The sequence below is a fragment of the Rhizorhabdus sp. GW822-FHT03C02 genome (assembly GCF_058801765.1).
The window spans coordinates 202,158-219,850 of record NZ_JBXANN010000009.1; the positions used below are offsets into that span (position 1 = coordinate 202,158).

A 17,693-nucleotide genomic window follows, 5' to 3' on the forward strand; every position below is an offset into this window, starting at 1 on the left:
GATCTGTCGAAGAAGATCACGGTCGACGTGAAGGGCGAGATCCTCGAGCTGAAGAACACGATCAACACGATGGTCGATCAGCTCAACAGCTTCGCCTCGGAGGTCACCCGCGTCGCGCGCGAGGTCGGCACCGAGGGCAAGCTGGGCGGCCAGGCGCATGTCCGCGGGGTCGCCGGCACCTGGAAGGATCTGACCGACAACGTCAACCTGATGGCCGACAATCTCACCGGCCAGGTCCGCAACATCGCCGACGTCACCACCGCGGTGGCGAAGGGCGATCTGTCGAAGAAGATCACGGTCGACGTGAAGGGCGAGATCCTCGAGCTGAAGAACACGATCAACACGATGGTCGACCAGCTCAACGGCTTCGCTTCCGAAGTGACCCGCGTCGCGCGCGAGGTCGGCACCGAGGGCAAATTGGGCGGCCAGGCGCAGGTCCCCGGGGTCGGCGGCACCTGGAAGGATCTGACCGACAACGTCAACCTGATGGCGACCAACCTCACCAACCAGGTGCGCGGCATCGCCGACGTGGTGACCGCGGTCGCGCAGGGCAACCTCAAGCGCAAGCTGACGGTCGATGCGAAGGGCGAGATCGCCGCGCTCGCCGAGACGATCAACTTCATGATCGACACGCTGTCGACCTTCGGCGACCAGGTCACCAACATGGCGCGCGAGGTCGGCATCGAGGGCAAGCTCGGCGGCCAGGCGCGCGTGCCCGGCGCCGCCGGCCTGTGGCGCGACCTGACCGACAACGTCAACCAGCTCGCCGCCAACCTCACCAACCAGGTGCGATCGATCGCCGACGTCGCCACCGCGGTGACCAAGGGCGATCTCACCCGGTCGGTCGCGGTCGAGGCGTCGGGCGAGATGGCCGCGCTCAAGGACAATATCAACGAGATGATCCGCAACCTGAAGGATCAGACGCTCAAAAATGCCGAACAGGATTGGCTGAAGACCAATCTCGCGCGCTTCTCGCGCATGCTCCAGGGCGAACGCGATCTGGCGACGGTGTCGAACCTGATCATGTCCGAACTCGCACCGCTGGTGAACGCGCAGTACGGCGTCTTCTACGTCACCGGGCGCGATGACAACGAGACCGTGCTCGATCTGGTCGCGAGCTATGGCGCCGAGAACCGCGCCGAGCTCAAGTCGCGCTTCCATCTGCGCGAGGGGCTGGTCGGGCAATGCGCCGCCGATGGCCGGGCGATGCTGCTCGAAAATGTCCCCGGCGAGTTCATCCGGATCGGATCGGGCCTCGGCCATGCCGCGCCCGCCAACATCATGGTGATGCCGGCTTTGTTCGAGGGCGAGATCCGCGCGGTGATCGAGCTCGCCTCGTTCAACGAGTTCAACGAGACCCATCAGAGCTTCCTCGACCAGCTGATGGAGTCGGTCGGCATCGTGCTCAACACGATCGCGGCGACGATGCGCACCGAGGGCCTGCTCAAGCAGTCGCAGGAGCTGACCCAGGAGCTGCAGGCGCGCCAGACCGAACTCACCACCAAGCAGGAAGAGCTCCACAACACCAATGAGGAGCTGCAGGAGAAGGCGCAGCTGCTCGAGAATGAGAAGAAGCAGGTCGAGGCCAAGAATTTCGAGATCGACATGGCCCGGCGCGCGGTCGAGGAAAAGGCCGAGCAGTTGGCGCTCACCTCCAAATACAAGTCCGAATTCCTCGCCAATATGAGCCACGAGCTGCGCACGCCGCTCAATTCGCTGCTGCTGCTGTCGAAGCTGCTGTCGGACAATCCGCAGGGCAATCTCAACGAGAAGCAGACCGAATTCGCGCGCACCATCCATTCGGCGGGATCGGACCTGCTGAGCCTGATCAACGATATTCTCGATCTGTCGAAGATCGAGTCCGGCACGGTGTCGATCGAACTCGGCGACATGCCGATGAGCGCGCTCAGGCAGCATATGGAGCGGACCTTCCGCCAGCTCGCCGCCGACAAGGGGCTCGATTTCAAGGTCGAGTTCGACACCGCGCTGCCCGCGTCGATCCGCACCGACGAGAAGCGCCTCCAGCAGGTCGTGCTCAACCTGCTGTCGAACGCGTTCAAGTTCACCGCGCATGGCGGGGTCACCCTGCAGGTGCGCGGCGCCACCGGCGGCTGGAGCACCAACCATCCGGTGCTGCGCAACGCCGACCGCGCGATCGAGATCGCGGTCACCGACAGCGGCATCGGCATTCCCGAGGACAAGCAGAAGCTGATCTTCGAGGCGTTCCAGCAGGCCGATGGCACCACCAGCCGCAAATATGGCGGCACCGGCCTCGGCCTCTCGATCAGCCGCGAGATCGCCCGGCTGCTCGGCGGCGAGCTGCAGGTGCGGTCGCGCCCCGGCGAGGGATCGACTTTCACCCTGTTCATCCCGTTCGAGGCGGTGGCGCTGGTCGAACTGCCGGCGCCGACCGGCGCCAGCCAGCCGCGCTTCGAAAATAGCGGGGCGACGATCGCCTCGGCGCTGCCCGCCAATCTGGAGATCAGCGACGACCGCGAATGGCTGGGCGACGATCCGTTCGTGCTGATCGTCGAGGACGATCCCACCTTCGCCTCGATCCTGCTCGACCTGGCGCGCGAATCCGGGCTGAAGGGGGTGGTGTCGACCGCGGGGGCGGGCACGCTGGCGATGGCGCGCAAGCTGCAGCCGAGCGCGATCACCCTCGATCTCGGCCTGTCGGACATTGACGGCTTCGTGCTGCTCGACCTCCTCAAACATGATCCCGACACCGCGCATCTGCCGATCCACGTGATCTCGGGCGCCGACCAGGCGGCGCTGGTGCTGTCGATGGGGGCGTTCGGGGTGACCGCCAAGCCCGCTGGGCATGACGAGCTGATCGCGGTGTTCCGCCGGCTGCGCGCGCAGGTGCAGGCGGTGCCGCCGCACATCCTGGTGATCGGCGATGCCGCCGCCAGCAGGACCGCCGCGCAGGCGCTGGGCAGCCATGACGCGCAGATCGCGCATAGCCCCAGCCTCGCCCGCTTCAAGGGCGACCTCGCGGCGTTTGACGCGCTGCTGCTGGCCTTCCCCGACGGTGCGCGGGCCGCGCGCGAGCTGGCGCGGATCGCGCCGGGCACGCCCTGTCCGCCGATCATGATCCTCGCCGGTCCCGGCGAGGAGACCAGCCTGATCGCCGAGGCGACCGGCCATGGCGCCGGCCGCGACATCGCGGTGATATCGGGCTGGGACGAACTTGCGCCCAGGGTCGCCTATGCGACGCGGGCGCGGCAGGGGGCGGGCGCCGCGACCGGCGCCGCGCCGGGGACCGACAGCGTCGCCGCGGCGGCGCACGACATCCTCGCCGGTTCGAAGATCCTCATCGTCGACGACGACATCCGCAACATCTACTCGCTGACCAGCGTGCTCGAAACCTATGGCGTCGAAGTGCTTCATGCCGAACGCGGCCGCGACGGCATCGACATCCTCGACCAGACCCCCGGCATCGACATCGCGCTGATCGACATCATGATGCCCGAGATGGACGGTTATGAGACGATGCAACATATCCGCGGCAATCCGCGCATCGCCGACGTGCCTTTGGTCGCGGTGACCGCCAAGGCGATGAAGGGCGACCGGCAGAAATGCCTCGATGCCGGTGCGTCGGACTATATCGCCAAGCCGGTCGACGTCGAACTGATGCTCGCTCTGCTCCGGGTGTGGATCGGCCGGTCACGCAACGCGGCAACCGCCAGCTTTGCCGAACCGGCCGCGGAGTGATGGTGGCCATAACGCCGTCCCTGTCGCAGCCGATGCCCGATCCCGCGCCCGACGCCGATGCCGTCCGCATCCTCGTGGTCGACGACGACCAGCGCAACCTGCTGGCGATCAAGACCGTGCTCGAGGAGACCGCCGAAGTGGTGCTCGCCGCTTCGGGCGAGGAGGCGCTGCGCCATCTGCTCAAGGGCGAGTTCGCGGTGATCCTGCTCGACGTGTTCATGCCCGGGATCGACGGCTACGAGACCGCCCAGCTGATCCGCAGCCGCGAGCAGACGCGCCGCATCCCGATCGTCTTCCTCTCCGCGGTCAACAAGGAGAGCGAGCATCTGCTCAAGGGCTATGCGATGGGCGCGGTCGATTATGTGTTCAAGCCGGTCGACCCGATCGTCCTGAAATCGAAGGTCGCGGTGTTCGTCGACCTGTTCGCGACCCGGCGCGAGATCGAGCGCAAGGCGCGCCAGGAACAGGCGCTGCTCGATGCCGCGCTCAAGGCCAATGCCGAAAAACTGCGCGCCGAGCAGCAATTGCGCCTCGCCGAGCAGCGCCAGGCGGCGATCATCCGATCGCTGCCGATCATCCTCTATGTCGAACCCGACGACGGTTCGCGCGCGCCGCAGTTCATCGTCGGCGATCTCGAGACGCTGGTCGGCTACCGGCTCGACGATGTCCGCGCCGATCCGAATTTCTGGGAAAACCGGCTCCATCCCGACGACCGCGCCCGGGCGATGGCGGCGTTCGCCGCACGCGCCCAGTCGGGGCGAATGTCGATCGAATATCGCTGGCGCTGCGGCGACGGCGAATATCGCCATTTCCACGATCAGGCGGTGCTGGTGGTCGGCACCGACGACCAGCCGTCGCGCTATGCCGGATCCTTTCTCGACATCACCGACCGCAAGCGGCTCGAAAGCGAGCTGACCCACGCCCGCAAGATGGACGCGATCGGCCAGCTCACCGGCGGCATCGCGCATGACTTCAACAATCTGCTCGCCGCGGTGCTCGGCGGGATCGGCCTGATCGAGCGTCGGCTGCCGGTCACCCCCGACCAGGCCGACATATTGGCGATGACGCGGCGTGCCGCCGAGCAGGGCGCGCAGCTGGTCAGCCGGCTGCTCGCCTTTTCGCGCCGCCAGTCGCTCGAACCGACGACCGTCGGCTTCGACCGGCTGGGCGAGGGGGTGCGCGGGCTGCTCAGCCATACGCTGGGCGGGCTGGTCAGCCTCGACTGGCAGGCCGATCCGGCGATCTGGCCGGCCTTCGCCGATGCCGCACAGCTCGAACTGGCGCTGATGAACCTGATCATCAACGGGCGCGACGCGATGCCGGGCGGCGGCACCGTCACCGTCCGCGCCGCCAACCGCACTCTCGCCGAACCCGAGGAGGCGGGGCTCGGTGCCGGCGACTATGTGGTGATCGCGGTCGAGGACCAGGGCACCGGCATCGCTCCCGAACTGCTCGACCAGATCCTCGAACCCTTCTTCACCACCAAGGAGGTCGGCAAGGGCACGGGTCTCGGCCTGTCGATGGTCTATGGCTTCGCCAAGCAGTCGGGCGGGCGGCTGGCGATCCGCAGCGAGCTGGGACGCGGGACGACGGTCGAGCTGTGGCTGCCGCGGGCGAGTGCCGGCGAGGTCGTCGCGCCGCGCGCGAACGGCCGGCCGCTGTCGTCGGGCACCGCGGCGGCGCTCCGGATCATGCTGGTCGACGATCATCCCGGGGTGCGGACCACCACCGCGGCGCTGCTCGTCGATTTCGGCCATCAGGTGGTCGACTTCGCCGATCCGGGCTGCGCGCTCGAGGCGCTGCGGGCCCGGACCGGCGACTATGACCTGCTGCTCAGCGACTATGCGATGCCCGGCCTGTCGGGCGCCGAGCTGATCCGCCAGGCGCGCGAGATCGTGCCGGGGCTGCGCGGCGCGATCATCACCGGCTATGCCGAGGCCGAGGCGATCTCGTCGCGGCCGCGCGACGTCCAGGTGCTGGTCAAGCCGTTCGACCCCGCCGATCTCGAACGGCTGCTCGCCGATATGCGGCCCGCCGAGCGGAAGGCCGAGCCCGCCCCGGCCGCGAAGCGCAGGACGCCGCGCAAGGTCGGCTGACCGCGATAGCACCCCGAGCCCATGCTCGGGATTTTCGCTTGCCTGAATTGGTGTCCCGAAATGGGGCCTACCGGGAATATACCGCATTTATCCGGGCTGGCGTCGGTCTCATCTGCGATGATGAGGGTCTGGCCGCTTATGGCGCGAAATGGCCGCAATGGCGGCCTATGAGAGTCGCGCCTTGTCATCCGATGCACGGTCGGGCCGTTATGTGGAGTCGCGATGCTTTTGACCGAACTCAAGGACGTCCATCGGCAGATTCTCGACTGGATCGACGAGCTCGAGGCGCTGACCGGATTGCCCGAGCCCGAGCGGACCCGGCTGACGGGCGTGCGCTGGCGGCTGAGCCAGGCGAGCCGGCACCGCACCGACATCATCGAGGACCATATCGCGCGGCTGCTGACCCGGACGAGCGACAACCGCCTGCTCGCCGACCTCCAGCAGCTGCGCGCGATCGGGGTCGAGCTGCGCCAGGTCTCCGCGGACCATGTCATCCACTGGACGATCGAACGGATCGTCGACGACTGGCCCGGCTATTGCCGCGCCTCGCTCGCGATGCGCGCCTCGATGAAGGCGCGGATCGAGGAGGAACGGCGGGTGCTGTATCCGCTGCTGGGGGATGTGGGGTAGGGATTGATAACATAGTTCGTCATCCCGGACTTGATCCGGGATCTCACTTCTTCTTTCGCTCGCGAGAGGTAAAGAGATTCCGGGTCAAGCCCGGAATGACGGAGAAGGAGGGGCCCTAAGTCGGCGCCTACGGGCTGATCCCAAGAGCCCCAACCCGCTACTCGCCCGCGTTCGAAAGCACCTCGTCGAGCTGCTCGAACTGCTCGGGCAATCCGGCCGCCGAGCCCTGCAGCGCTTCCTCGAGCGCGTCGCTGGACGGATAGGCTTCGTGGAAATGCAGCAGCGTCTTGCCGCCCTGCTCCTCGAAGGTCACCGTCGTGATCGCGCCTTCTTCGCCCTCGTCGTTGGTCCAGACGATGCGCTCGTTCGGCACCACCTCGAGATATTTGCCGTGGAAGGCCATGGTCTCCCCGCCGGCGCTGAACTCCAGCCGATATTTGCCGCCAGTGCGGACGTCCATGTCGCACGCCACGAGCGAAACGCCGGCTACCGATTTCGGCATCCACCAGCGTCGGAACAGGTCGGGCTGGCTCCACGCCCGGTAGACCAGGCTCGGCGGCGCATCGAATGTCCGCGTCACGACAAGTTCGCGATCCCCCCGGCGCTCGACCATGGTGGGATTCCGCGCCGCTGCTCCGTCAACTTGCTCGGTCATCGCTTTCCTCCTGTTGCATTTCGCGGATGATGTCGTCGAGGGCGTCGAAGCGGGCTTCGAACAGCCTGCGGTGCGCCTCGATCCACGCGGCTTCCGCCGCGAGGCCGCGCTTCCCGAGCATGCAGCGCCGCACCCGCCCGACCTTCCGGGTGACGACGAGCCCCGCCCGCTCGAGCACCTGGACATGCTTCTTCATGCCGGTCAGCGTCATCTGGAACCGGTCCGCGAGACTGGTGATCGACGCGTCCCCCCGCCCGAGCTGATCGATGATCCCGCGGCGGGTCGCATCGGACAGCGCCGCGAAGGAGAGATCGAGGGGAGGATTCGCATACTGAACCATATAGTTCAGTATCTAGCTTGTCCGCACGGGAAGCGCAACTGTGCAGGGCGTTGGACCGCCACGGCATCTTCGGGGTCGCGTCCCGCTTCGGCACGGGTTATCCTGAGTGGAGGGTAAATGGACCGGCCGGTGCGGCTTGCCGGTCTTCATGAGCGCTGTTGCTGCACGGCGCTCTACGAAGCCGCGAACGCACAGGAGGAGATGTCGGCATGGCCTATGTTCAAGGATTTCTGATCCCGTCGCACGACAAGGCGGGCTATACCAAGATGGCGACCGACGCCGGGCCGATCTTCCAGGACCATGGCGCGCGCCGGATCGTCGAGACCTGGGCGGTGGACGTGCCCGACGGCAAGCGCACCGACATGAAGCGCGCGGTCGCGCTCGAAGAGGGCGAGAATGTCGTGTTCTCGTGGATCTTCTACGACGACAAGGCGGCGTTCGATAAGGCGCATACGGCGATCATGACCGACGAGCGGATGAAGATGCCCGAAGGCGGGCTGCCGTTCGACGGCAAGCGGATGGTCTTCGGCGGGTTCGAGGTCGTCTATGACAGCGGCGAGAGCGGCGCGTTCGGCTTCGTCGACGGCATGGTCGCCGCGGTGCCGAGCGACAAGCGCGAGGCGTTCGCGGCCTTCGCCGAAGGCCATGGCGCGCTGTTCAAGGAACAGGGCGCGCTGCGCATCGTCGACGGCTGGGGCACCGACGTGCCCGAAGGCAAGGTCACCGACTTCCGCCGCGCCGTCGACCTGGCGGAAGGCGAGACGGTGGTGTTCGGCTGGATCGAATGGCCCGACAAGGCGACCCGCGACGCCGCCTGGGGCGCGCTGATGAGCGATCCGCGCATGGCCGGCAACACGCCGACCTGGAACGGCCCGACCGCGATTTTTGGCGGCTTTGCGCCGGTGTTCGATACGGCGGGCGCGTAGGAGAAGGCGGCGATCGGAGGAGTGCGGTCCTCTGTGTCTGCCGTGACGAGCTACTGCATTGCTTTCTGGCTAGGCGGTAATTGATCGGGCTCGTTGGCCGAAATCGACCAAAGCGAGCCACTCGCTGATCGGCCAGCGAACGACAGCCCCTAGCAAAAGCTGCCACGTGACCAACCAAGAGATCATCCCGCCGGCTTTTGCGCCCAAGTCTGGATTTCGAGCGCGCCCTACCACTCGCACGTTGCTATCGTTTGTACATGAGCTGCGTGGCGGGTCCTTTATTTCGAATCTCCGATCACCATCACTGTTTCCAATTGCCCATCTACGGGCCTTTCACTGTATATGAAATTGTCAGATTTGATGCAGGTGAAGCCATGCCTCTGCGGAAAATATCGATTTGCTGTAAAGTCTGAACAAAACTGTACGCTGCGCTGGGGAGGATTGTAGGTGCGAAAGTTGATCAGGGGCAACGGATCCACGCCGCTCATTTCGTCGGAACTTTCCGCTTGCCTTCGCGGAATTGGTCTGTCGGTCGCTATCAACGTCCTCCTGATCTGCTTGGTGCTTCTCTTCTCCGCCAACAATCATACGATCCCGCTCGTAATCAGCTCGCCGAGCCGGTACAGCGTTATCGTTGTACCCGTGGCGCTCGCTGCCGTTTTCGCGGCAATGGTGTCTTTCTTGCAGTATCTGCAAAACTTCCGGTTCATGGGGGGGATGGGCCTGTTCTTGGCCGGGTTGACGGTCGCGCAATTTTACCGCGATCTCCCCGACAGTCGCGCTGATCTCATTCAAAATTACATGGCCCGGCTAGACCTGATCGGGTACCTGACCTTGGCATTCTCCGCATTGGCGCTGCTGGGCAGTGCGCGCGCCTTCGTCCTGCTAAACAAGGAGCCTGCCCCGAGAGGCGATGTCAGTCCGGAGCATCAAAAGGGCTTCTGGCTTCTGAAGGCGCTGGTCTGCGACTTGCCAATCGTAGTCGGTTCCGTCGTCCTCCTCATCACGCAGAACATGTCGATGAATGCTGCGCATCAAGATTACACCGAGGTACTGATATCGTTGATCGGCCCGGTGGAAAGTTCGCAAGCCAGTCCGGCGTTCTTCAAAGCCAGTCAGATCCACAGTCAGCTGAATAACGCCAATTTCTGGATCGGTGCCTCTTTGGGCGTGACCGCGGCACAGCTCATTATGCAGCAGGTCGGTACGCTCTTGCTCGAGATCGTATTCTGGTTCCGGTCCAAAACCCTATAGCGGCATCTTGCTGAGTTCGCCGGGCACCTCGCGCACAAAGCGCGGCACGAGATAGCCCGGCATCGAGTTACGCATCGCGCTCTGCAGCGACCTCGCCTCCTCATCGGATAGCTGGAAATGACCAGCGCCCGCGACGGGGTCGAGCATATGGACATAATAGGGCTGCACGCCCACTTGCAGCAGGCGCCACGAATGCTCGTTCAGCACGGCGGCGCTGTCATTGACACCGCGCAGCAAGACCGACTGATTGAACAGTGTGACTCCAACGCTTCGCAACTGCGCGAACCCTGCCGCGACCTGCTCGTCGATCTCATTGGGGTGATTGGTGTGGACGACGATCACCACCGGCTTGCTGGCACGCGCCAATATCTCCAGCAACGTTGGCGTCACGCGGCGCGGGAGGGTTGAAAGGGTTCGTGTGTGGAACCGGATGCTTTTCAAAAACCGGCCCTTGTCCAGCGACTGCATCAAGCTTGCCAACTTTGCATCGGCCACGGTGAAAGGATCACCGCCGCTAACGATTACTTCGTGGATCGACGGATCATCGGCGAGGATCTCTTCCAAGTGCTCGAGGTCGGCTCCCGAGAATGCGACCTGACCATAGTCATAGTGGCGCCTGAAGCAATAACGGCAATGGATAGTGCAGGTCGGTGAAAAGACGAGAAGCAGTCGGCCTGGATATTTTTGCAACACGCCGTGCGAGCGAATATACGCTTCCTCCTCGAGGGGGTCGACGCTCTCCCAGGCAGGCCGAATCCGTTCATCAAGCTGAGAGATAACCTGTAGTAGGAGGGGGTCGAACGGATCACCCTTACGGATCAAGGAAAGATAGTGTGGCGGGACCAATAGGCCGAATTCGGAAGTATCATCGACCACAAAAGGCAATTGCTCTCGGTCGAGTTCCAATCGTAATAGCAGGTCATCCATCGAAATCCGCGCAGCGCGGTGCTCGACCCTCCAATCGGAAAGCGACAAAGATGCAGGGAGATCGGCTGTGACCTTTCGCGGCGAATTGATATTCAAGGCAAAAATCCTTTCCGCAATTCGATCCTATTTCCATTCACGGGGCGCCGTTGAGGTGCATACGCCGACCCTGCTTGGCGCGACAGTCGCACATCCGACGACACGTGTCTTCAGGACCGTCGCGGCTGCGTCTGATTTCCCATGTGACCTTTTTCTCCAGCCGTCGCCTGAACTGGCGATGCGCGAACTCATCGCTGCCCAAAGCGGTGAAATCTTCCAGATCTGCAAAGCCTATCGTGACGAGGAGGCTGACGCGACTCACAGCCGCGAATTCTTGCTAGCAGAATGGTACGTTCCGAACATGAGCTATCTCGAAATGGCTAGTGCTGTCTGCGCCCTTGTCTCGGAGATCGTCCCGCGGCCGGTACGGCGTGTATCATGCGCCGAAGTTTTCGAGGCGAGATATGGAGCCGCGCTGCACTCGCTCACTTTGGCGGATATCGACACGATCCATTCGCAAGCGATCGGCGGCAATCGGTCGGCGCCCCAGGTGGCGGGCGTGCAGTTCGATGCGCTCCTTGGTTGCGCGGTGCAGAAACTGGCGCAGGATTGCATCTTGTGCATTGTAGATTATCCGCTCCTCGACCCTTGCTTTGCGCGGCTCGCCCCGGCGGGTCATGTCGAGCGTTTTGAAGTGCTACTCGAAGGTGTGGAGATCGCCAACGGCTACCAGGAAATTGAGTCGGGCGAGGACTTCGTCGCCCGCTTCAAAGCCGAGAATGCGCAGCGACCGCTGGTTGGACATGCCCCGCTCCCCGAGATCACGGTGCAGGACATCGAGCTATGTTCGGGCGTCGCGATTGGATTGGAGCGGATCATTGCGCTTGCCGCCAGAGAGGCGTCCATTTGAGATCGTAAACGGCATCAAATGCTTGCGGCAATGAACATGCTCGCGTAGTCTTGGCTATTGCTTGGCTGGACGACAACTGCAGGGGGAGCAGTAATGCAGCTATCGCGCCGTGGGGCCTTGTCACTTGCACTTGTACCGCTGCTCGGCGGCTGCGGGATATTATTTCCTCACCGCAAGATCATGTTTCTGGGAGAAAAAGTTCCAGGCGTTGAGGCGATCCAAGCCGTGGCGTCGCGGATGGTAGGAGAGAGCGATATCGGTTTCGTCTTAGACGCCTATGAGGAAATGATCGCGAAGGCCAATACGGATTTCGCATCTGGCACCGGCAGCTACGACGTCGTTCTCCAATATAACGCGGCCCTTGCGAACTATGTCGGGAATGACAGCATCGTGCCGCTCAACGAGTTCACTGACAAGCAGTGGGTGGCGCAGCTGCCCAGCCATCTTTTCGAAATGGCCTGGAAGGAAGTGGGCTGGTACCAGAATGCTGGCGCAACCACACCCAGCGCCTTCGGCGTGCCGTTCTCGGCCAACACCATGATGTTGTGTTGCAACCGGGCGCTATTCGAGGACGCCGCTGTTAAGGCAAAGTATAAGGCGGCCACGGGCCGAGAACTATTGCCGCCAGCCACTTGGGAAGAAGTAGAAGCCGTCGCCAAGCACCTCACTTCGGGGTCTACGCGGGGCATCGCGCTCCAGGGCGCGGAACTCTGGAACTATTACGAATGGGCGAATCTTGCCTTTGGCAGCGGCGGTGGCGTGATGCGCAAGCAGTTCGGCTGGATGTCGGACGGCAACACCCCTCTGCTCCTCTCTAAGCCGGAAACCGTGGCCGCGACCGAACGATATCTGCGGTTGAAGCCCTATTCACAATTCGGCCAGCCCGCACAGGACTTTTTCGCGACCGACGCGGCGGGGCAGGTCGAACTGATCAAGTCAGGTCGATTCGCCATGGCCCTGATGTGGAGCGACGTCGCCTATTCCCTCGTGCGCTCCAGCATGTCCTGGTCGGATGCCTACACCTTCCACGTCATTCCCGGCGGCAAATCGATGCTGGCTGGCGGCAGCTATTATCTCAACCGGCAAAGCCGAGCGAAGGACGATGCGGAGTCGATCATCAAGCGGCTGTTCGAATTGCCCGCGCAGAAGGAGATGGCGCGCATGGGCCTGTGTCCGCCCCGCCGCGAGGTCTACTACGACAAGGACCTCGTCCGCGAGATCCCTTATCTCGATGCCGTCGGCAAGTCGTTGCAGCAAGGCGTTTACATGCTCGAGGCGGGGCTCGACGCGGACCTGATTATGGCTGCTATCTCCAAGACTCTGCAGCAGTTGTTCCGTGCGGAGGCAGAGCCCGACGTGGCGGGTGCCTTACGTGCGACCGAGAGCGAATTGGCCTCAACTCGCGCCAAGCTCTTTCAAAGCGCCGGGAAGTGATGGTCCGCAGGATTTGGGCTTACTTTCTATGTTCTGCACCCCTGGCGACGGCACTGGCGTTCATCCTCCCGGCATTTTTTAGGTTCGACAGCGGGTCAATCGACCCGACAATTGTGAGGCCGCTGTTACGCAGCATCGTCGTTGCGATGGGCGTGGCATTTGCCGCGAGCACGATCGGACTGATCTTGGGCTGGCTGATGTTTCGCACACGGGCACCCATACAACTGGCGGTGTGGTCGATGATCCCATTCTGTCTGGGCGGTGCGGCATGGTCGGTCCTCTTCCTGCCGGCGGTGCGCATGCTCCCGATCGAGACACGCGATCCTGCGATCGTCCTCGCGGCCCTAGTCGGGGTCTCCGCGCTGCAATACGGGCCGTTGCTCGCGTTCGTCGTATATCAGTCGCTATCGTCGACCCGGGCCGCCAAGGAAAATGTGCTGGCTGCCACTGCAATGTCCGCACGCGAGGCCTGTGCGCTCGTTTACTGGCCCGCCCTGCGGCCCTTCTTCCTGTTCGTCGCAGCGGTCATCTTCTGTGCAGCGATTAGCGAGCATGACAAGGGCTTGCTCTACTTTCGCGCATCGGAGGGCACCGGCTCGGCGCTCGTGCCACACGCTCTGCGCCTCCTCTATCGGCAGTACAGCAACGTACCAAATTATGCCTTGGAGACCATTATTTCGACATCGACGCTGGTAATCGCGGTTGCGGCGACTACGCTTGGACTGACGCTCCTTCTGCTTAGATGGGGAGGGCATGCGCTACTCGCGCTGTTGAGCGTCACAACCGGTGTCCCGAAAAGACCCGGTAATCATGATTTTGGCGGTGGCTTTGCAAGGGGAGCAGCGGTGCTCGCCCTCTTGGTGCTGCTGGCTTCCTATGCTCATTCAGTCACGATGAGCGATGGCATCGTGCTCGCTGCCACGATCCCTGTATTCTTGGGCGCAGTGGCCGCTACCACCATCTATATGCTGCTTATGTGCTGCCTGCGCCTCTCCGTAGCGCCGCTTTGGGATGCCCGAGAGGCCGTGAACCGCTGGATCTTTGTGTTGACTTTGCTCGCCGTGCGGCTTGTGCCGGGCATGCTGCTTTACTACATCATGCTTTCGTTCGTCATCCACACCGAGCATCAAGCTCAGATCGTTCGCTGGCTTGCCTGGTTCTGCGCCCATCTCGTCTACGATGCCGTTATCATTCTGCCCTTCCTGATGCTCCTGCTGCTGCGAGTGCCGTGCAACGAACTTGATTTCCTGCGAGCCAGCTCAGTCGGCGCCATCGAAACTTCGCTGACGTCGTTTCTTGGGCGGTTTTGGAAGGACCTATTAGTTGTTCTCCTTTTTGTATTCGTGCTGATCTGGAATGGCGATGACGCCAATGTGGCCATGTCGAGCATCTTCCAATCGCTCAATGTCGAGATCGTCACCAAGCTGACCGGGCGTTCGCTCGATTTCGCCCGGGCGCTCGAACTGATGATTCCGACTATAAGCATCGCAGTGCTCGCGATCGGCCTGCTGGCCGGGCGGATCTCGAATAGCGCCGCGCATCCGGCATCCCAGACAATATCGCCCAGCGTTGCCGTACAAGCGGCCTAATCATCGAGGTCTCCGTGCTGACAATTGAATTTGACGACTTGGAAGTCGCATTTGATAGTCGATTCCACCCCGGAGGCACCCGCATATTCTCTCACCTCGACGGAAAATTCTCGCTCGGTCCCGGCGAAATCCTTGGGTTGATGGGAGAAAGCGGGAGCGGAAAGAGCACCCTTTTGCGGCTTATCGCCAAAATTGCCGTACCCTCCGCCGGCACGATCCGGGTTCTGGGCGCGGCACGCGGTGAGATTGCCTATCTGCCGCAAGGAGGAGTGCTTCTTGAGCATCTCGACCTTAAGCGGAATCTACGCTTGTTTTCCCGTTTGCGGGCCACGCGGGAGCGTTTTGATGAGGAGCGCCTCAGCGCCGCGATCAAGGCTTTGGGGCTTGAGCGAGTGCTCGCGGAAAATCGGCCGCTGGAAAAATTGAGTGGCGGAGAGAAGCAGCGGGTCTCCCTAGCGCGTATCCTGTCGATCCACCCTCGGCTAGTGTTGTTAGACGAGCCCGGCGCCGGTCTTGGCGGCGATCTTCGCCGCGATTTTCTCGTGGCGCTCAAGCGCTCGGCGGTCGAACTTTCCTTTTGCGCGATTCTCGCAAGCCACGAGTGGCACGATCACCTGCTTGTTGCGAACCAGCTTGCTTTCCTCAAGCAAAGCGCCGGAAAGGGACTCAGCGCAATTCCGGTGACAAGCGTCAAGGGCTTCTCCGACAGTCCGTGGCACCGCGAGGCCATGGCCTATACCAGTAGTAGTCCAATCACTTGGATTGATGCCGATCGACAGGACAGCGCGCGCTGGCAGCTTTCGATAGCCGGCTATGAACTCGGTGATGTGGAACTGCAGCCTTCGCCTGTCGCGAAGCGCGTCATGCTTGCCTGCGGGCCGCAAAACTTCATGCCCGGCGACCTGACATCGGCACAGCCATTCGTAGATTTCGGCGCGTCCGATTCATTCTCCTTTTTGGGAATAGGAGAGCGGGTCGTAATCGTGCCATGCGAAACGAAAATTTCTCCAGGCGGTGTCCGAGTTGTAGGCTCGGTGTTTGCGTTCTCTTATGACAATGGCGACGCCCTCGGCGTCGCCTGCGTTGCCTGAATCGATACATTTCCAAGCCTGCCGGCCAAAACATGGCTGCCAAATATCATGAATACGCATCTCGCGCTGCGACTGCGAGCGCGATTGATATCTACGTCCGCTATCAACAGCAGCGGTCATTTGCTCCGTCCACACGAATGGCAGCAACGTCACCAACGCTACCGTATCCTCTACCCGCCGCTCGTGACCAGAGCTACCTCACCACCGCCTCGCGCAGCGCGCGATACGCCACCACCAACCCCTCCAGCGTGAACGCCCGGTTCCGCCCGCTCGGATTGGGCAGCGCCCAGACCGGCCGGCCCGCGATGGCGAAGGGCTGTGGTCCCCAGTCGATCGTGCGTCCGCCGGCGAGCGCCTGGCAGGCGGCCTTGCCGAGAAAGGCGACGATGCGCGGGGCGTGGCGCGCGACCTTGGCTTCGAACGCGTCGGCGGCGGCGGTGAATTCGTGGGCGGCGAGCTGGTCGGCGCGGGCGGTGGCGCGGGGGGCGAGGGTCGTCAGCCCGCAGTGCCAGGCGAGGATCGAGCGGTCGTCCTCGGGCCGGATCTCGTGCGGGGTGAAGCCGGCGCGGTGGAGCGTCCGCCAGAAGCGGTTGCCGCGTCCGGCGAAATGGTGGCCGCTGGTGGCCGCCATCAGCCCGGGATTGATCCCGCAGAACAGCACCGCCAGATCGTCGGCGAGGATGTCGGGCAGGGGGGAGTCGGGCAGGGGGGAGTCGGGCAGGGGCGCGTCGGCCAGGGGCGCCGTCGGGGTCATGCCGGCGCGCGATCGATCAGGGCGAGCTGCCGTTCGACGAACGCCAGCGTCGCATCATGCCCCATGTCGGTGCCGAGCATCCGGTCGGACAGGATCAGCCGGGCTGCGCCGTCCATCAGCATCGCCAGCACCACCGGCGGCCAGGCCTCGGTAGGCAGGCCGCGATCCTCGACCGCGCGCGACAGCGCCGCGACGAAGATGCCGCGGGTGCGTTCGGCCGACCGGGCGATCTCGTGGCGCAGCGCGTCGCGGTGGGTCGCCATCGCGACGAACTCGCGGGTCAGCCGCGGGCCGTTGGCATCGATGCACAGCGCCCATAGCGCGCGCAGCGGCGCCTTCGCGGTCACCGCGGTCGCGAGCCGGGCGAAATGCCGTTCCTCGACCCGGCGGAACAGCGCGAGGAACAGATCGTCCATCGTCGCGAAATAATAATGGACGAGCTGCGACTTGAGATCGGCGCGGCTGGCGACCTTGCGCGAGCTGACCGCCGCATAGCCCTCGTCGCGCATGATCGCCTCGGCGGCGTCGAGGATCGCCGCGCGGGTGTGGTTGTCGGTGCCTGGCGGGCGCGCGGGCCGGGGCGGCCGGTCCGTCATTCGCGCGAGGCGGCGACGGCGGTGGCGAGCAGGCAGTCGGGGGTCTCGCCCGGCACCGCGCGCGCCAGCACCTCGCGCATCGTCGCGTGCGATTCCGGCGAACCGTCGAGGGTGCGGTTGACTCGCTCGGCGATCCGCCAGCCGTCGGGGGTGCGCGCCAGCGTCCACTGGTTGATCGCCGCGCGCCACAGATACCAGCGGTCGCCTTCCTTCAGCACCACGAACGAATAGCCGACCGCCTCGGCCCGGTCGCCGTCGACGGCGATCCGCGGCATGCCGGTGAAATGCGACACCCCGGTCGCGACCAGCCCCTTGTGCCCCGCGCTCTCGTACATCGCGACCAGTTCGTCGGGGGCGGCGAGGCGGGTGCCGCCGCTCAGGCCGCCGGAGAAATTATAGCCGCCGCCGTCGATCCATAATGCCGCCGCCGCCTCGCTCGATCCGCTGTCGACCAGCGGGCCATAGCTGTTGAGCAGGGCGATGATCTCGAGCTGGTCCTCGGCCTTGCGCAGCCGCGCTTCGAGCGCGGCGAGCCGCTGTTCGACGTCCATCTGTCTCTCCCGTGGCGGCGCATTAAGCGAGTGCCTAAAATTGTCGGGGGAGGGGAGTCAAGCGTGGGGCACGCGGGCATGGTCACGACATTCGTCATCCCGGACCTGATCCGGGATCTCATTTCTTCTTCGGGCGGCCAAGGCAGAGAGATCCCGGGTCAAGCCCGGGATGACGATAGCTTGTCGT

General features: G+C 63.7%; 15 protein-coding genes. 9 read left to right on the forward strand and 6 right to left on the reverse strand.

Annotated features, from left to right (window positions below; translation table 11 throughout):
- From AC1RM6_RS21295 to AC1RM6_RS21305, 3 genes are all read left to right on the forward strand, one after another.
- A partial coding sequence (locus tag AC1RM6_RS21295; protein WP_493104897.1) for a response regulator occupies positions 1–3,717 on the forward strand: 3,717 nt, incomplete at its 5' end.
- A 2-nt stretch (positions 3,718–3,719) separates the two neighbouring features.
- Positions 3,720–5,813, forward strand: a complete 2,094-nt coding sequence (locus AC1RM6_RS21300) for a response regulator (RefSeq protein WP_493104899.1) — start codon at positions 3,720–3,722, stop codon at positions 5,811–5,813.
- A gap of 222 nt (positions 5,814–6,035) precedes the next feature.
- Positions 6,036–6,443, forward strand: coding sequence for a hypothetical protein (locus AC1RM6_RS21305; RefSeq protein ID WP_493104901.1), 408 nt, complete (start codon positions 6,036–6,038; stop codon positions 6,441–6,443).
- Between the two features lie 157 nt (positions 6,444–6,600).
- Here the strand turns inward: AC1RM6_RS21305 and AC1RM6_RS21310 are convergent, their stop codons facing one another.
- Positions 6,601–7,098 carry an SRPBCC family protein gene (locus tag AC1RM6_RS21310; protein ID WP_493104902.1) on the reverse strand — a complete coding sequence of 166 codons (498 nt, stop codon included), beginning with the start codon at positions 7,096–7,098 and terminating at the stop codon, positions 6,601–6,603.
- Positions 7,082–7,438 carry an ArsR/SmtB family transcription factor gene (locus AC1RM6_RS21315; protein ID WP_493104904.1) on the reverse strand — a complete coding sequence of 119 codons (357 nt, stop codon included), beginning with the start codon at positions 7,436–7,438 and terminating at the stop codon, positions 7,082–7,084. Before AC1RM6_RS21315 ends, AC1RM6_RS21310 begins: the two co-directional genes overlap by 17 nt.
- Positions 7,439–7,647: 209 nt before the next feature.
- Between AC1RM6_RS21315 and AC1RM6_RS21320 the strand changes: the two genes are divergently transcribed.
- Both AC1RM6_RS21320 and AC1RM6_RS21325 read left to right on the forward strand, forming a co-directional pair.
- Entirely contained in the window at positions 7,648–8,364 is a 717-nt protein-coding gene (locus AC1RM6_RS21320; protein ID WP_493104906.1) for a DUF1428 domain-containing protein, read from the forward strand.
- A gap of 447 nt (positions 8,365–8,811) precedes the next feature.
- Positions 8,812–9,618, forward strand: a complete 807-nt coding sequence (locus AC1RM6_RS21325) for a hypothetical protein (RefSeq protein WP_493104908.1) — start codon at positions 8,812–8,814, stop codon at positions 9,616–9,618.
- On the opposite strand, the gene AC1RM6_RS21330 is transcribed toward AC1RM6_RS21325, so the two are convergent.
- Positions 9,613–10,641, reverse strand: a complete 1,029-nt coding sequence (locus AC1RM6_RS21330; protein ID WP_493104910.1) for a KamA family radical SAM protein — start codon at positions 10,639–10,641, stop codon at positions 9,613–9,615. The genes AC1RM6_RS21325 and AC1RM6_RS21330 overlap by 6 nt on opposite strands.
- On the opposite strand from AC1RM6_RS21330, the gene AC1RM6_RS21335 reads away from it, so the two are divergent.
- The 4 genes from AC1RM6_RS21335 to AC1RM6_RS21350 all read left to right on the forward strand — a co-directional run bounded on the left by AC1RM6_RS21335 (position 10,613) and on the right by AC1RM6_RS21350 (position 15,605).
- The gene (locus AC1RM6_RS21335; protein ID WP_493104912.1) at positions 10,613–11,491 is read left to right on the forward strand and encodes an amino acid--tRNA ligase-related protein; all 879 of its coding nucleotides are present in this window, start codon (positions 10,613–10,615) and stop codon (positions 11,489–11,491) included. The two genes, AC1RM6_RS21330 and AC1RM6_RS21335, sit on opposite strands and share 29 nt — an antisense overlap.
- 93 nt (positions 11,492–11,584) lie before the next feature.
- Positions 11,585–12,925 carry an ABC transporter substrate-binding protein gene (locus AC1RM6_RS21340; RefSeq protein WP_493104913.1) on the forward strand — a complete coding sequence of 447 codons (1,341 nt, stop codon included), beginning with the start codon at positions 11,585–11,587 and terminating at the stop codon, positions 12,923–12,925.
- The gene (locus AC1RM6_RS21345; protein ID WP_493104915.1) at positions 12,925–14,514 is read left to right on the forward strand and encodes a hypothetical protein; all 1,590 of its coding nucleotides are present in this window, start codon (positions 12,925–12,927) and stop codon (positions 14,512–14,514) included. Before AC1RM6_RS21340 ends, AC1RM6_RS21345 begins: the two co-directional genes overlap by 1 nt.
- Before the next feature lie 14 nt (positions 14,515–14,528).
- Complete coding sequence (locus AC1RM6_RS21350; RefSeq protein ID WP_493104916.1) at positions 14,529–15,605, forward strand: ATP-binding cassette domain-containing protein; 1,077 nt, start codon at positions 14,529–14,531, stop codon at positions 15,603–15,605.
- Between the two features lie 193 nt (positions 15,606–15,798).
- Here AC1RM6_RS21350 and mug read toward each other — a convergent pair whose 3' ends face one another.
- The 3 genes from mug to AC1RM6_RS21365 are packed head-to-tail and all read right to left on the reverse strand — an operon-like array spanning position 15,799 to position 17,506.
- The gene (gene mug / locus AC1RM6_RS21355) at positions 15,799–16,359 is read right to left on the reverse strand and encodes a G/U mismatch-specific DNA glycosylase (protein WP_493104918.1); all 561 of its coding nucleotides are present in this window, start codon (positions 16,357–16,359) and stop codon (positions 15,799–15,801) included.
- Entirely contained in the window at positions 16,356–16,955 is a 600-nt protein-coding gene (locus tag AC1RM6_RS21360; RefSeq protein ID WP_493104920.1) for a TetR/AcrR family transcriptional regulator, read from the reverse strand. Before AC1RM6_RS21360 ends, mug begins: the two co-directional genes overlap by 4 nt.
- A complete protein-coding gene (locus AC1RM6_RS21365; RefSeq protein ID WP_493104922.1) occupies positions 16,952–17,506 on the reverse strand; it encodes a nuclear transport factor 2 family protein in 555 nt (184 codons plus the stop codon). The genes AC1RM6_RS21360 and AC1RM6_RS21365 overlap by 4 nt, the downstream gene beginning before the upstream one ends.
- Positions 17,507–17,693 lie beyond the last annotated feature (187 nt).